General features: G+C 67.5%; 15 protein-coding genes. 6 read left to right on the plus strand and 9 right to left on the minus strand.

Annotated features, from left to right (window positions below; all coding sequences use genetic code 11):
* Window positions 1-75: 75 nt before the first annotated feature.
* From ACIA75_RS25420 to ACIA75_RS25435, 4 genes are all read right to left on the minus strand, one after another.
* Window positions 76-534, minus strand: a complete 459-nt coding sequence (locus ACIA75_RS25420) for a GlxA family transcriptional regulator (RefSeq protein WP_397108180.1) — start codon at window positions 532-534, stop codon at window positions 76-78.
* A gap of 242 nt (window positions 535-776) precedes the next feature.
* Window positions 777-1289, minus strand: a complete 513-nt coding sequence (locus ACIA75_RS25425) for a hypothetical protein (RefSeq protein WP_397108181.1) — start codon at window positions 1287-1289, stop codon at window positions 777-779.
* Window positions 1290-1508: 219 nt separating this feature from the next.
* Window positions 1509-1955 carry an SRPBCC family protein gene (locus ACIA75_RS25430; protein ID WP_397108183.1) on the minus strand — a complete coding sequence of 149 codons (447 nt, stop codon included), beginning with the start codon at window positions 1953-1955 and terminating at the stop codon, window positions 1509-1511.
* Between the two features lie 136 nt (window positions 1956-2091).
* Window positions 2092-3288 (minus strand): tyrosine-type recombinase/integrase, encoded by a 1197-nt coding sequence (locus tag ACIA75_RS25435; RefSeq protein ID WP_397108185.1) that lies wholly within the window; start codon window positions 3286-3288, stop codon window positions 2092-2094.
* 229 nt (window positions 3289-3517) lie between these two features.
* Between ACIA75_RS25435 and ACIA75_RS25440 the strand changes: the two genes are divergently transcribed.
* Window positions 3518-4654: a hypothetical protein gene (locus ACIA75_RS25440; RefSeq protein ID WP_397108187.1), complete on the plus strand. Its 1137-nt coding sequence runs from the start codon at window positions 3518-3520 to the stop codon at window positions 4652-4654.
* 134 nt (window positions 4655-4788) lie between these two features.
* Window positions 4789-5151, plus strand: coding sequence for an MmcQ/YjbR family DNA-binding protein (locus tag ACIA75_RS25445; protein ID WP_397108189.1), 363 nt, complete (start codon window positions 4789-4791; stop codon window positions 5149-5151).
* A 15-nt stretch (window positions 5152-5166) separates the two neighbouring features.
* Here ACIA75_RS25445 and ACIA75_RS25450 read toward each other — a convergent pair whose 3' ends face one another.
* The gene (locus ACIA75_RS25450; RefSeq protein ID WP_397108191.1) at window positions 5167-6384 is read right to left on the minus strand and encodes a TerC family protein; all 1218 of its coding nucleotides are present in this window, start codon (window positions 6382-6384) and stop codon (window positions 5167-5169) included.
* 189 nt (window positions 6385-6573) lie between these two features.
* Here ACIA75_RS25450 and ACIA75_RS25455 point away from each other — a divergent pair, with 189 nt between their 5' ends.
* Window positions 6574-7221 carry an HdeD family acid-resistance protein gene (locus ACIA75_RS25455; protein ID WP_397108193.1) on the plus strand — a complete coding sequence of 216 codons (648 nt, stop codon included), beginning with the start codon at window positions 6574-6576 and terminating at the stop codon, window positions 7219-7221.
* Between the two features lie 39 nt (window positions 7222-7260).
* Complete coding sequence (locus tag ACIA75_RS25460) at window positions 7261-7800, plus strand: hypothetical protein (protein WP_397108195.1); 540 nt, start codon at window positions 7261-7263, stop codon at window positions 7798-7800.
* Between the two features lie 38 nt (window positions 7801-7838).
* Here the strand turns inward: ACIA75_RS25460 and ACIA75_RS25465 are convergent, their stop codons facing one another.
* Together ACIA75_RS25465 and ACIA75_RS25470 are read right to left on the minus strand one after the other, a co-directional pair.
* Window positions 7839-8720: a hypothetical protein gene (locus ACIA75_RS25465; RefSeq protein ID WP_397108197.1), complete on the minus strand. Its 882-nt coding sequence runs from the start codon at window positions 8718-8720 to the stop codon at window positions 7839-7841.
* A 61-nt stretch (window positions 8721-8781) separates the two neighbouring features.
* On the minus strand, window positions 8782-9357 hold the full coding sequence (locus ACIA75_RS25470; protein WP_397108199.1) for a winged helix-turn-helix transcriptional regulator: 576 nt from the start codon (window positions 9355-9357) through the stop codon (window positions 8782-8784).
* Between the two features lie 60 nt (window positions 9358-9417).
* Between ACIA75_RS25470 and ACIA75_RS25475 the strand changes: the two genes are divergently transcribed.
* Window positions 9418-10062: a dihydrofolate reductase family protein gene (locus ACIA75_RS25475; RefSeq protein WP_397108201.1), complete on the plus strand. Its 645-nt coding sequence runs from the start codon at window positions 9418-9420 to the stop codon at window positions 10060-10062.
* Between the two features lie 86 nt (window positions 10063-10148).
* On the opposite strand, the gene katG is transcribed toward ACIA75_RS25475, so the two are convergent.
* Window positions 10149-12359: a catalase/peroxidase HPI gene (gene katG, locus ACIA75_RS25480; protein ID WP_397109074.1), complete on the minus strand. Its 2211-nt coding sequence runs from the start codon at window positions 12357-12359 to the stop codon at window positions 10149-10151.
* A complete protein-coding gene (locus ACIA75_RS25485; RefSeq protein ID WP_397109076.1) occupies window positions 12356-12763 on the minus strand; it encodes a Fur family transcriptional regulator in 408 nt (135 codons plus the stop codon). The genes katG and ACIA75_RS25485 overlap by 4 nt, the downstream gene beginning before the upstream one ends.
* 172 nt (window positions 12764-12935) lie before the next feature.
* On the opposite strand from ACIA75_RS25485, the gene ACIA75_RS25490 reads away from it, so the two are divergent.
* Window positions 12936-13286: a hypothetical protein gene (locus ACIA75_RS25490; protein ID WP_397108203.1), complete on the plus strand. Its 351-nt coding sequence runs from the start codon at window positions 12936-12938 to the stop codon at window positions 13284-13286.
* Window positions 13287-13750 lie beyond the last annotated feature (464 nt).

Here is a 13750-nt window from a genome sequence, read left to right on the forward strand (position 1 = left end):
GCGCCAACGCGGTGATGCACTCGGGGAGTTGACTGCTGACCAGTCGAATGGTCAGGAGCATCAGGGGAAACGGGCTCAGCTCCCAGGCATGGTTGCGTCGTTGACGTCGCCCGCGACCGGGCCCGAGGCACGGAAAGTGCGCCGGTACGTCGACGGGGCGACCCCCGCTTCCGCCGCCAGGTGCCGCCGCAGCGAGGTGGCGGTGGCGAAGCCGACCTCATGGGCGACTCGATCCACCGGCAGGTCGCTGGACTCCAGCAGGTGCCGTGCCCGCCGCAGCCGGTGTTGGGTCAGCCAGCGGCCAGGACTTAGACCGGTCTCCTCCCGGAAGCGTCGAGCGAAGGTGCGGGTGCTCATCGCCGCGTGCGCGGCCAGCTCGTCCAGCGACAAGGGCAGTTCCAGCCGCTGCAGCGCCCAATCGCGGGTCGGCCCGGTGCCGCTTCCGCTCCCCGGGGGCAGCGGCCGCTCGATATACTGCGCCTGCCCGCCGTCCCGGTCCGTGTCACAGCATCTCAGCCGGGGCGACCAGGGCACCGTAACGCCGCCACCCGCTAAGCGCGACTTTTCCTCGTCGCTGGACCTTCCGTCGCCAATTGCACCGCACCACTCACGAATCTGGACAACCCGGCCGAATCGCCTCAGCGCCGGATCCCGGCCAGTTACACCACTACTCCCGTCCCTGGCCGATTCCCAGATGCGGGGCCCGGCAACTCGTTCGAGTCCGCCGGGCCCCGCGTGAGCGTGCAGGAGCTGGCCCTGCGACTGCTCGGTACTTACTACATCTGGCGAACCTGCTGGCGAACCTGATGCAGTTGCAGTTCGAACTGCATCGCGCGGTCCTGGGCCCGGCTGGACTGTTCCTCGGCCTGCTGGGCGAGGTAGGCGGCCTGGTCGGCCTGGTCCTGCGCCGACTGACAGCGCTGGTTGGCCTGGTTGGCATCGGCCTGGGCCTGCTGGGCCTGGCTCTGCGACCGGTCGGCTTCGCTCTGGGCCTGCTGGGCTTGGTTCTGGGCCTGCTGGGCCTGCTGGCGGGCCTGCTGGGCCTGCTGGGCGGCCTGGTTGGCCTGGCTCTGCGCGATCTGGGACTGGTGCTGCACCTGCCGGGCCTGCTGTTGGACCTGGCGGGCGAGGTTCTGTGCCTGTTGGGCGTATTGCCGCGCGCTCTGCGCTTCCTGCCGGATCTCGTCCAGGCCCATGCGCAGCATCTCCAGGCTCTGGACTTGCTGACCGCTGCCATTGCTGGTGTTGGTGCTGGTACGGGGAGCAGCGGTACTGGTGTCTTGCGCCATCTGAGCATCCTTCCAAAGTGGGTTTGAAACGGACTGACTCGTGGAGCGCTCAATATCCTCGCACAGTCCGGCTCCCGCGGACCCCTCCGATTTCACCCGGAATCCGCGGGATATGCGCTGGTCGGAGCGCCGCTCGCGGTTATCGGACGTGACCGCGGCGCGACGGCGGCCGATGTGTTCGCCCCCGATGCCGGGCGATGCCGGATCGAGACCGCACCGTCATGAGCCGACTGCGGCTGCGGCGGTATCGAGGATGGTGTCGAAGGCCTTGGCGATCACCGGCCCGAAGAGCTTCATCGCGGCGGTTCTCAGGGCCGCGAAGGGCAGCGGCAGTTCGGAGGCCGTACTCCAGACGACTCGCGTGCCGCCGGGCACTTCGGTGAAGGTCATGCTGCCGCCGCCGTGGCGGGCGGGAGGAACGCTGCGCTCGACGAGATACTCGAAGCTGTGCGGTGCGTTGTATGCGGTGATGCGTTCGCGGAACCATCCGATCACCCAGAGGTGAACCCGGACGGCGCCGATGCCGTACGGTGCGGCGTCACCCGGCCGGGCCCAGCGGTTGCGCAGTACGAACGGTGATCGGGCGTAATTGCGCGAATCGGCGAACCAGTCGAAGACCTTGTCGATCGGTGCGGGGATAGTCCGCTCGACTGTGATGGTGTGCATGCCGTAACCCTCCCACTGTCTACTACAGATGATAGTAGACAGTGGGTTCCGGCGTCACAATAGATGGCGAAGTCCTGTTCGCCGGATCGCAGGACCGAAGGCACCGCACGCCACGGCAATTCATCGCGCGATCGCTTCAGAGCCCCAGTTTGGTGACGGCGTTGTCGGCGAGGGGGTCGGACGTTCTGATGTAGCGGTGGACGGTGCGCGGGTTGCTCCATCGGCCCTGGCGCATGATTTCCCGGTCGGCGGCGCCGCCGAGTGCGGCCTGGGTGGCAAATCCGGCGCGCAGGGAATGGCCGGAGAAGAGGGCGGGGTCGAGTCCGGCGCGGGCGGCGTAGCGTTTGACGATTTCGGCGACGGCGCGCCCGGAGAGGGCGGTTCCGCCGAGACCGCCGTGCCGGTTGATCGCGGGGAACAGGGGTTGTTCGGGGGCAAGTCGCGGGTCGGGGTGGTAGCCGTGGCAGCGGTGGATGTGGGTGTCGCCGCCGGACTGTCCGTCGATCCAGGCCGGGACGTTTCGCGGGTTCTCGGTGTGTACAGCCAGGAGTCGCAGCCATTCGGCGCAGGCACAGACGGGGCAGGTATGCGCCTGCCGGCCGCGGGGGAGGGCGACGTGTTGTTCGGTGATGCCGGTGGGGTCGGTTTTGGTGGTGGGCAGGTGGATCAGCAGGAGCGGTTCGCCGGTGCCGTGGTCGGTGCCGAAGTGGATATCGGCGATGCGCAGTCCGGCGAGTTCGCTGCGGCGCAGCGCTCCGGCGAAGCCGAGGAGTAGGAGCAGGGTGTCGCGGCGGCGGGCGGGTTCGCCGGGCCAGCCGGGTTCGGGTAGGCCGGTGAGGAGTTCGCCGAGGGTGTGCAGCAGGATCGGCCGTTTGCGGTCGGGGCGGGTGCGACGGGTGCGGCGGATACCGCGCAGGGTCAGCCGGACGACGTCGCTGCGGGTGGGTGCGGGGAATCCGTTGGCGGCGTGGACTGCGGCGATGGCCGCAGATTTTCGTTCGAGGGTGGCTGGGCTGTATGCGTGCCGGCCGTCGGCGCGGCGGGTGTCGGCGGCGGCGGCGAGGTAGACGGCGACGTCGAGTGGGTCGGCGGGGAGCGCCTGGCGGTTTTCGCTCGCGCACCAGGCCGTCCAGGCGATCCAGTCGGTGCGGTAGGCGCGCAGTGTGTTGGGTGATTGGGAGGCGGTGAGGTAGCGGCCGAGTGCGGTGGCTTGTTCGCTGTCGAACCGTTCGCGCACGCTGCGCAGGGCGGCGGTGTCGACGAGGACGCTGGTGACGCCGCGACGTAGTTCGGTGCGGACGGTGTCGGGTAGGTCCACGGCGTGGTCGGCCACTGGGCGTCTCCTCGGTAATTGAGTCACAAAATACGTTTGGTTGCGGGTGACGTAACGAAACGTATTGTTCCGGAACATCTCTCCTGACACTCTACGTGGCTGACCGCCGATAATGTTCACTTATCGGTGGTCAGAACTGAGGCCATACCGAAGCCACTCCAGGCGACACTTCCGATTTCGTTTCGTATAAATACGTAGCGACACAACGAAACAACGCTACGATTCCACGGTGCCAACAGTCTGCAACTACCCCGGCTGCACCCGCCCCCTCGCACGCCCCACCGGACCCGGCCGGCCCGCCGAGTACTGCGATCTTCCCGACCACACCCGCTGGCGCGCGTGGCGCGAAAGGCAACGCCTCCAACAGGAGTCCTCCGCCCCGGCAGAGAACGTCACTGTGACGAACCCCGGCCCCGTAACTACCGCCCGGCTCCGCGCCGACGAACTGCTCGCCCAGTTCCGCACTCTCGCCGACCAACTCGGCACCACCCTGACCGCCGCGGTCACCGAAATGTCCACCCTCGCCGACCCCTCGGCCGCCGAAGCACAGGTTCAGGCCGTCCAGGCCGACGCCTCCCGCCGCATAGCGGAAGCCGAAATGGCCGCGGCCGCGGCCGAACAGGCACGCCGCGAGGCACACGAGGCGCGGAAGCACGCCGAGGAAGCGGCGGAGGACGCGGCGCTGACCGCCGAGACCGCGGAATCCCGGATCGCTGCCGCCGAGGCACGGACGGCCGAGGCACTCCGGGCGCGCGAGGAGGTGCTGCGCGAAATCGAAAATGTCACCACCCGCGCAGCCGAGGATGTCTTCGCCGCCCACAGCGCGGCCGACGCGAAGATCCGCGATGTCCAGAACGAAACCGCCGCGGAGATCACGCGGATCAGGGAACAGTGCGCCGCGGAGATCACCCGCGCACAGCAGGCCGCCGACGCCGACACGGAACGGTTGCGCCGGGAATACGCGCAACGGGAGTCCGCGGCAACAGCGGAACGTGATATGGCCGTTCAGCGCGCCGCCGATATCGAACGGGCCCTCGAACGCGCCGAACAGTCCGCCGCGGAACGCGCCGAGGCGGCCCAGGAGATGCGCGCGGAGTTGCAGCGAGCGCGAGCCGAGTCCGACACCGTCCGCAAAGAACTCGCCGAATACCGGCTCCACGCCGCCGACGAGCTCGCGTCCGTCCGCGCCGAAGCCGCGGACCGGCTGGAGAAAGACCGAACAGAGGCGGCGCAACGTATCCAGGCGCTCGAACATGCCCGCACACAAACGCTGATCCGTGCCGAGCGGGCCGAACGCCAGCTCGACGACCTCTTCGCCGAGCGAACACCCGAGACGACTACCTCTGCGACGGCGTCGGCCGGCTGATCCACCCCACGCTTACTCTCACGCCATGACCGGGCCGGACCCCGCATGAGGTCCGGCCCGGTGGGCAGCGGATCGAACCTCTGAATGCCCGGTAGTACCAGGCTCGCCGGAAACCGAACCGGTACGGTGACCGCATGCCGGAAGATCCATTGGAGCGGTTGCGGGAATTATGTATCGCCTTGCCGGAGACTTCCGAACGGCTAAGCCACGGCGAGCCCACCTGGTTCGTTCGCGGGAAGAAAACTTTCGTCACCTATTCCGATCATCACCACGACGATCGGCTGGGATTCTGGTGCGCCGCCCCGCCGGGAGCGCAGGAGGCGCTGGTCGCGGCCGAACCGGACCGGTTCTTCCGCCCGCCCTATGTCGGCCACCGCGGCTGGCTCGGTATCTACCTGGATGTCCCGGTCGACTGGTCGGAGATCGGCGAAATCGTCATCGACGCCTACCGCGCCGTAGCTCCCAAGACGCTGGTGGCCCGCCTGGACGAGCCCTAGCGGACTGCCGACGGGTCACATGCGCAGCGGCAGCCCGGCTTCCACCCGCGCGACGCGGTCGGCGTGCACGATATGCGAGCGTTCGAGCAGTGCGACCAGTTCCGTTTCGCCTTCCCGGATGCGGCGCCGGTATTTCGGCGGCAGGACGGCGATGGTTTTCTCCTCCTCCAGCATCCGGGCGTAGGTGCGTTCGCGGAGGCTCTGGTCGGCTTCGTAGCCGAGGTCGAGGTAGCGGGTGGCGTGGCGCCGGGCGTTGCCGATCGCGGTCTGCGCGCGCCCGGCGGGGCTGAGCAGTGAGGCGACGACGGTGACCAGCAGGATCAGCACGATCAGTGCCAGCGACATACCCGTGGAGATCTCGGTGACCGGCACCGGTTCGCCGTGGTTGATGAACGGGACGTTGTTCTCGTGCAGGGCGTGCAGGACGAGTTTGACTCCGATGAGTGCCAGGACCGCGGCCAGGCCGAAGCTGAGGTAGATCAGGCGGTCGAGCAGTCCTTCGAGCAGGAAGAACAGTTGACGCAGGCCGAGGAGGGAGAATGCGGTCGCGGTGAAGACGATGAACACGTTCTGGGTGAGCCCGAAGATTGCGGGAATGGAATCGAGGGCGAACAGGACGTCGGTGCCGCCGATCGCGACCATGGCGAGCAGCATGGGTGTCATATGGCGGCGGCCGTCGACAACGGTGAACAGTTTGTCCCCGTCGTAGTGGTCGCTGGTGCGCAGGAACCGGCGGGCCAGCCGCAGGACGAAATTATCGGCGGCGTGACTGTCCTCGCCTTCGGGTTTGAGCATGTTCCCGGCGGTGATCAGCAGCGCGGCCCCGAAAATATAGAACACCCAGGCGAACCGGCTGATGAGGGTGGCGCCGACGAAGATGAACCCGGTGCGGACGATCAGGGAGAACACGATCCCGACCAGCAGCACTTTCTGCTGTGCGGCGCTGGGCACCCGGAAGGTTGTCATGATGATGAGGAAGACGAAGAGGTTGTCGACCGACAGCGCTTTTTCGGTGATGTACCCGGCGAAGTATTCGACGCCCATGCCGGTTCCGCCGAACCCCCAGACCGCGAACCCGAAGGCTACGGCGACGCCGATATAGGCGGCGGACCAGACGGCGGCTTCGGTGAGGGACGGGGTGTGCGCGCTGCGGACGTGGAAGAAGAAGTCGAACAGCAACAGTCCGGCGATCAGGGCGAGAGTGCACCCCCATGCCAGCGCGGGAACGGTCACGACGGCCCTCCTGACTGGTGGGTGCCCCCCGATACAGGTCTGCGTGCGACTGTAGTGCCGGAGCCGCTCGCCGCGACGTCACTGCGCGGCTGGTGTCGCCGCGGCGCTACCGGGGTCGACAGGCGGTGGTGAACGGGCATTGACGGCAACCATTCGGCAATCGATGCCGCTGACCCATATCATTCAGCTATGCCGACCTACGAGGAAACGGGGGACGCTCCGGTGCTCGGTCGTGGAGTGCGCCGAACTGTGCTGGCGATGGGGGGCTGTTCGGTGGTGATCGGGGTCGCCACGGTCACCTGGCCCGATAAATCGCTGGGAGCGGTGGGCAACCTGTTCATGTTCTCGCTCCTGTGCGGTGCGGTGTCGCTGGCCGCGGTGGCGTTGGGTAGCAACCTGAGTCGTTTTCCCCGCGCGCTGCTCCTGTTCGCCGCGGTGGTGTCGCTGGTGACGGCGACCCTGTGTTTCCGGGCGGGTAACTGGACGCTGCTGCTGGCGATGTGGCTGGGTCTGGCGTGGTCGGTCCGGGGGATCGCGCACGCGGTGGCGGGCGTGTGGGACGACGACGAGGTGACCGGACGCGGCAAACAGGAGTTGTTCGGGCTGGTGACGTTGGCGGCCGGTGTGGTGATCGCGATCGCCCCGTTCGGCAGTATCGAGATGCTGGCCGTGGTCGCGGGCGGCGGAATGACGGTGTTCGGCGTGCTGGAGGTGTGGACGGCGGCGCGTTCGCCGCTGGCCGTGCGGTCCGCGGAGTCGGAGGCACTGACCCCGGACGAGCATCTGACCTCGGTGATCGCGAGCGCCGGAGGTTCCGGGGGACGCGCGCCCGACTGAACCGCCGGATCGGTCCGGGTTTCGCTACTCTTTGCTGCTATGGCGACCATTACGAGCCAGCGGATCATGCGCCTGCGTGCCCTCATCGACCATCCCAATACCGGGGCGGACGAACGGGCGACGGCCCAGCGCATGCTGGATCGGATGCTGGCCCGCAGCGGCGGATCGCCGGTCGGTGACCGTACCTACGGGGATCGTCATCATCGGGTCGGCAAACATGCCGATCTGCCGTCGGTGGCGGAGATGATCCGGGCCGATATTGCGCTGGGCCGGATCATGTTCGCCCCGCAGACCCGGCTGGGTGAGCCCGCGGTCCGGGATCCGCTCGGTGACGCGCCGGTGCAGATCGAGATCACGGTCGATCTACCACATCACGGCTGTATCGACATCACGATCGACAATGTTCCCCGCGACTGGGGCTGGGTGATCGAGGACGGTATCGAGCGGGTCAGCCCGCAACTTCAGGAACTGGCCACCGAGCTCGCCGACCTCATGAACGGCTACAACTTCGACGGCAGCGATATCGCCAAACGGTTCTTCGGCCGTGTCCGCGTTCCCGAGTTCACCCTGGTCTGGTAGCGCCGGTCGTATCGGCCGTCGACCGGATTGTGTCCGGTTCAGTTCGGGGCGGCTGCCTCCCGGAGGTCCAGCCCGATCGGGGTGACCGGGGGTATTTCCCCGGCCGCGATCACCGCGTGGGTCAGCGGGCGCAGGACACGGACGAGTTCGTTGCGTTCGGCCGGGGTCAGCGTGTCGTAGGCGGAGGCGGCCAGGTCGTCGGTCCGCGCCTCGATCTCGTCTTTGATCCGCGCCCCGGTCTCGCTGAGCCCGTCACCGTCGACCCAGCCTTTGTCCCGCAGTCCGTTGAGGCGGTTGTCCCATTCCTCGGTGCCGTAGTCGCGGGAGACGGTGTAGATATCGCGGGCGGTCCCGTGGGCGAGCGCCTGCAGCACATGCGATTCCCGGCCGCCGACACCGGCAGCGACCAGCGCGGCGATATGGCCGTCGCCTCGATGTTCACGCAGCAGCGTGGCGGCGTGCCACAGGCGGGCGACCGGGTCGGTCGGTTCCGGGAGGGCCCGGTTGGCGGCGAACAGTGCGCGGCCCTCCAGGGGCGCCACGGCGGCCGCCCGGGAGGCCAGTTCGGCGGCGGTGGCGAGGTCCGGGTGGTCGGCGAGTTCTCCGAACTGCCGGCGTAGGGCTGCGGTCGCACCCTGTTCCCGGGCGGCGAGCGCTGCGGCGGGCGGTGCGAAATCCCAGGCGGAGGGGAGGGCTTTCGCTACTCGGTCGATGGTGAAGTTGTAGAACAACGCCTGCACGATTTCGGGCCCCACAGGGCCGAGTGGGGCGGCACGCCCGGCGAAGTATCCCATCCAGAACCCGCGGTAGCCTGCGGTTTTCAGGGCCTGGAGCGGCTCGGGGGAGAAGTAGGTGAGTGCGTGTAACGGTTCGAGCAGGCTCCATACCTGCCGGGCGAACGCGGGAAGCGGGGTGCTCATATCCGCCACGCTACTGGCCGGGAGCCCCGCGTTCATCGTGCCCGGGAACCGAAGCCGACTGTCACGGTGTAGTGGTTCCCGCCGGCGGCCCGTCCCCGGAACCCTGTTTCGATTCTTCCTCGGCTCGGGCGAGTTCGGCGTAGGCCGCGGTCAGTTCGGCGAGCACGCCGTGCTGGGGTGCGGGAAGGCGCCGGAGGTGGATATCGCGGAGTTCGGCCATGAAGCGGGCACCGAGTTCGGGTCCGCCCTCGGCGAGGAGTCGCGCGCGGATGGCGAGTTCCGGGCTGGTGGGCAGCCACCGCGCACCCCAGGCGCCCAGTTCGGTGATCAGCGGTACGAGTTGGATCGCGGCTTCGGTGAGGTGGTATTCGACCTTTTGCCGGTGGCTGGGGTCGTTGTCGCGGGTGAGCAGCCCGGCGTCGACGAGTTTGGCGAGCCGGGCGGCGAGCATATTGGAGGCGATGCCTTCCATGGATGCGCCGAGTAGTTCGCGGAAGTGGGTGTTCGGGCTGAACATGAGGTCGCGCAGCACGATCAGGCTCCAGCGGTCACCGAGCAGTTCCATGGTCATGTTGATGGGGCACCCGGACTTTCCGGGTTCGACGGGCAGCAGCGCCGGTGAAACTGATTGCGTCATGAGATCAGTCTAGGATAGGTTCCACAACTGGTTGCATATTGAAATCGGAAAGGGAATTCGATGAGCCAGCTCGTGCGTGTACAGAATTTCACCGTCTCCAGCGACGGCTACGGAGCCGGTGTCGGCCAGACCCTCGACCGGCCGTTCGGCCATGCTGATCCGGGGACCATGCTCACCTGGGCCGGCGCCACCGCCAGTTGGCCGACCCGCACCGACCCCGGCGGAACCCGCGGCCTCGATGACTACTTCACCCGCGATTTCACCCACAACATCGGCGCGGAGATCATGGGCCGCAACAAGTTCGGGCCCCAGCGCGGACCGTGGGAGAACGAGGACTGGCGGGGCTGGTGGGGTGAGGAACCGCCGTTCCACACTCCGGTATTCGTCCTCACCCACCACCCGCGGCCGGCGTTCACCCTGAGCGATACGACCTTCCACTTCCTCGACGCCACCCCGGAAAAAGTACTGGAGCAGGCATTCGCCGCCGCGAACGGCAAGGACGTACGGATCGGCGGAGGTGTCGCCACTGTTCGCGAATTCCTGGCCGCGGACCTGATCGACACCCTGCACATCGCTGTCGCACCGAACGAACTCGGCGAGGGTGAGCGACTCTGGGAACGCCCGGAGGAGCTACTCGACCGGTTTCATCTGGAGAAGGTGCCCAGCCCGAGCGGTGTGGTCCACCATCTGTTCTGGCGCCGGTGACGGGAGCCCCGGACAGCGGTGTGCCCGGGCGTCGCACTGACGCCCGGGCACACGAAACCGCTACCCGGCGTACCGGGTGAACGGGATCAGACCAGGTCGAACCGGTCCGCGTTCATCACCTTGTCCCACGCCGACACGAAGTCGCGTACGAACTTCTCCTTCGCGTCGTCGGCCGCGTAGACCTCGGCCACCGCGCGCAGTTCGGAGTTGGAGCCGAACAGCAGGTCGTAGCGGGTGCCGGTCCATTTGACCTCGCCGGTCGCGGTATCGCGCGCCTCGAAGGTCTCCTGCGACTCGTCGGTGGACTTCCACTCGACACCCATATCGAGCAGGTTCACGAAGAAATCGTTGGTCAGCACGCCGACCTTGTCGGTGAACACGCCCTGCGCCGACTGCTTGTAGTTGGCGCCCAGCACCCGCAGACCGCCGACCAGCACGGTCAGCTCCGGCGCGGTGACGCCGAGCAGGTTCGCGCGGTCGATCAGCAGGTGCTCCGACGGCAGCCGGTGACCCTTGCCGATGTAGTTGCGGAAACCGTCGGCCCGCGGTTCGAGCACGGCGAAGGAGTCGATATCGGTCTGCTCCTGCCGGGCGTCGTTGCGGCCCGGGGTGACCGGCACGGTGATCTGCACGCCGGCTTCCTTCGCGGCCTGTTCGACACCGGCGGCGCCGGCGATCACGATCAGGTCGGCCAGCGAGACCTTCTTGCCACCGGACTGCGCGGCGTTGAACGACTCCTGCACCTTCTCCAGCGCGTTCAGCACCGTGGCCAGCTGCTCGGGCTCGTTGACATCCCAGCTCTTCTGCGGCTCCAGCCGGATCCGGGCACCGTTGGCGCCGCCGCGCTTATCGCTGGAACGGAACGTCGAGGCCGACGCCCACGCGGTGGACACCAGCTGCGGCACGGTGAGGCCGGCGGCCAGCACCTGTTCCTTGAGGACCGCGATATCGGCGTCGTCGACCACCTCGAAGTCCACGGCGGGGATCGGGTCCTGCCAGAGCAGTTCCTCGGACGGGACCTCGTTGCCCAGGTACCGCTCGATCGGGCCCATATCGCGGTGGGTGAGCTTGTACCAGGCGCGGGCGAAGGCGTCCGCGAACTGGTCCGGGTTCTCCAGGAACCGGCGCGAGATCGGCTCGAATTCCGGGTCGAAACGCAGCGCGAGATCGGTGGTGAGCATCATCGGCTTCTTCTTCTTGGCCGGATCATGCGCGTCGGGGATGATCTCCTCGGCGTCCTTGGCCACCCACTGGTTGGCGCCGGCGGGGCTCTTGGTGAGTTCCCATTCGTAGCCGAACAGGATCTCGAAGAAATCGTTGGTCCACTGGGCCGGTTTGGTGGTCCAGGTGACCTCCAGGCCGCTGGTGATGGCATCGCCGGCTTTACCCGAGGCGTACGCGCTCTTCCAGCCCAGGCCCTGCTGCTCGATAGCCCCGGCTTCGGGCTCGGCGCCGACCAGGTCGGCGTCACCGGCACCGTGGGTCTTGCCGAAGGTGTGGCCGCCGGCGATCAGCGCGATGGTTTCCTCGTGGTCCATCGCCATCCGGCCGAAGGTTTCCTTGATGTCCACGGCCGCGGCCAGCGGATCCGGGTTACCGTTCGGGCCTTCCGGGTTGACGTAGATCAGGCCCATCTGGACGGCGCCCAGCGGGTTCTCCAGATCGCGTTCCCCGGTGTAGCGCTCGTCGTCCAGCCATACCGATTCGGGGCCCCAGTAGACGTCCTCGTCCGGTTCCCACACGTCGGCGCGGCCGCCGGCGAAGCCGAAGGGCTGGAAGCCCATGGACTCCAGCGCGACGTTCCCGGCGAAGATCATCAGGTCGGCCCAGGACAGCTTCTTGCCGTACTTCTTCTTGACCGGCCACAGCAGGCGGCGGGCCTTGTCCAGGTTGCCGTTGTCGGGCCAGCTGTTCAGCGGCGCGAATCGTTGCTGGCCGCCCCCGCCACCACCGCGGCCGTCGATGGTGCGGTAGGTGCCGGCGCTGTGCCAGGCCATCCGGATCATCAGGGGGCCGTAGTGGCCGAAGTCGGCGGGCCACCAGTCCTGCGAGGTGGTGAGCACCTCGGTGATGTCCTTGCGGACCTCGTTCAGGTCGAGGGTCTTGAAGGCGGCGGCGTAGTCGAAGTCCGGTTCCATCGGGTCCGACGCGGGGGCGTTCTTCCGCAGGATCTTCAGATTGAGCTGGTTGGGCCACCAGTCACGGTTGCCGGCACCCGTGGTGGGGTGTTTGGCCGCGAACGGGCACTGGCCTGTGGTGGTCTCGGACACTGCATTCCTTCCGGTAACAGGGGTCATGTCGGGCTGGAAGATGACGAACAGGCGGGGCACAGGCCCCAGTAGATGACCTCGGCTTCCTCGATGGTGAAACCGTGGTCGTCGGCGGCGGTCAGGCAGGGCGCGGGGCCGGCGGCGCAATCGACATCGGTGATCACACCGCAGGACCGGCAGACGAGATGGTGGTGGTTGTCGGCGACCCGGGTTTCGTAGCGGGCCACCGATCCGGTGGGCTGGATCCGCCGCAGCAGGCCGGCCGTGGTCAGTGCGCGCAGCACGTCGTACACGGCTTGATGCGAGACCGCGCCCAGGGTTTCGCGTACCTGGCCGATGATCGTGTCGGTATCGGAATGGGGGTGGTCGTGTACCACGGTCAATACCGCGAGCCGGGGTGCTGTCACACGCAGCGCGGCATCACGCAGCATGTTCTCGAACTCCGCGGTCGTGGTCACGCCAGGAAGCTTACCGCTTTTCTGGAATCAATCAAGTCTCAGTATTTCTCCAGATAACCGGCGGATGGGTGCGGTCGCCGGTACGATACGCGCAGCACCGACGACATCGTGACAGAACCGATCCCGCCCAGGAGGGGGAGAATATATGCGTTCCACGGTCCGACGCACGGTAATCACGGCAATCGGCGCCCTCGCCGCGCTCTCCGGTGCCGCCCTCGCACCGGCCGCAGCCCAGCCTTCGTACTACAACCCCGAGATCACCCCCTGCGACCACCTGTTCCGCGGCCCGCTGACAGCACCCCGCCCCGGCACCGCCGTCTACTGGAGCCCGTTCGGCGCCACCGGCATCGTCTGCTACGACAACGGAACCGGGCTCGCCGACTACTACCAGCGCGACCCCTGGGGCGCCTGGCACGATATGAACGAACTGGCCCCCGGTCAGTTCTTCTACAGTGTCTTCACCACCGGCATCCCCGACGCCGCGCACTGGCGCTGACCCCGGCACGGGATTTCGCCCGAGGCGGGGCCCGGGCCGCGAACTCGGCAAAGCCGGCCGGCGCGTGCCCGCGTAGCCGCGGCGATCCCCTTCGAACAGCTCTGAGACCCGGCCGATTGTCCGATCGCCGCTGAACCGAAACAACAACGCCGATCAGGATCATCCGCACCCGCGAACCAGCGGATCCACCCGGCTACGGGACCGCGCCGCCGGGCGACCGGACCACGGTGGGCGGGACGGGCGTCGGCCGGTCGCAGGCCTCATGGAACGCGCCAGGCGCACCTCGGACAGTTCGCCGGCGGCACGGGGGCACGACCGGCCGCCAGGTTACTGGAGGTTTGCCGGATGTCGGCCGGGGTGCGGTCACAGGTGCGTCAAGAATTCTCCGCCACCACCTACGAGCAGAACTCAGCGAATAAATACCCGTTGCGTCCTTCGCCGAAACTTGCTTATCATTGCCTTCT

The sequence above is a fragment of the Nocardia sp. NPDC051750 genome, from assembly GCF_044453135.1.
GTDB lineage: Bacteria > Actinomycetota > Actinomycetes > Mycobacteriales > Mycobacteriaceae > Nocardia.

Coding starts and splice junctions, on each gene's coding strand:
- ACIA75_RS25445 (WP_397108189.1), top strand. CDS start 4,789: ATGCCGGAAGATCCATTGGAGCGGTTGCGGGAATTATGTATCGCCTTG.
- ACIA75_RS25465 (WP_397108197.1), bottom strand. CDS start 8,720: ATGAGCACCCCGCTTCCCGCGTTCGCCCGGCAGGTATGGAGCCTGCTC.
- ACIA75_RS25475 (WP_397108201.1), top strand. CDS start 9,418: ATGAGCCAGCTCGTGCGTGTACAGAATTTCACCGTCTCCAGCGACGGC.
- ACIA75_RS25455 (WP_397108193.1), top strand. CDS start 6,574: ATGCCGACCTACGAGGAAACGGGGGACGCTCCGGTGCTCGGTCGTGGA.
- ACIA75_RS25485 (WP_397109076.1), bottom strand. CDS start 12,763: ATGCTGCGTGATGCCGCGCTGCGTGTGACAGCACCCCGGCTCGCGGTA.
- ACIA75_RS25490 (WP_397108203.1), top strand. CDS start 12,936: ATGCGTTCCACGGTCCGACGCACGGTAATCACGGCAATCGGCGCCCTC.
- ACIA75_RS25430 (WP_397108183.1), bottom strand. CDS start 1,955: ATGCACACCATCACAGTCGAGCGGACTATCCCCGCACCGATCGACAAG.
- ACIA75_RS25425 (WP_397108181.1), bottom strand. CDS start 1,289: ATGGCGCAAGACACCAGTACCGCTGCTCCCCGTACCAGCACCAACACC.
- katG (WP_397109074.1), bottom strand. CDS start 12,359: ATGACCCCTGTTACCGGAAGGAATGCAGTGTCCGAGACCACCACAGGC.
- ACIA75_RS25470 (WP_397108199.1), bottom strand. CDS start 9,357: ATGACGCAATCAGTTTCACCGGCGCTGCTGCCCGTCGAACCCGGAAAG.
- ACIA75_RS25460 (WP_397108195.1), top strand. CDS start 7,261: ATGGCGACCATTACGAGCCAGCGGATCATGCGCCTGCGTGCCCTCATC.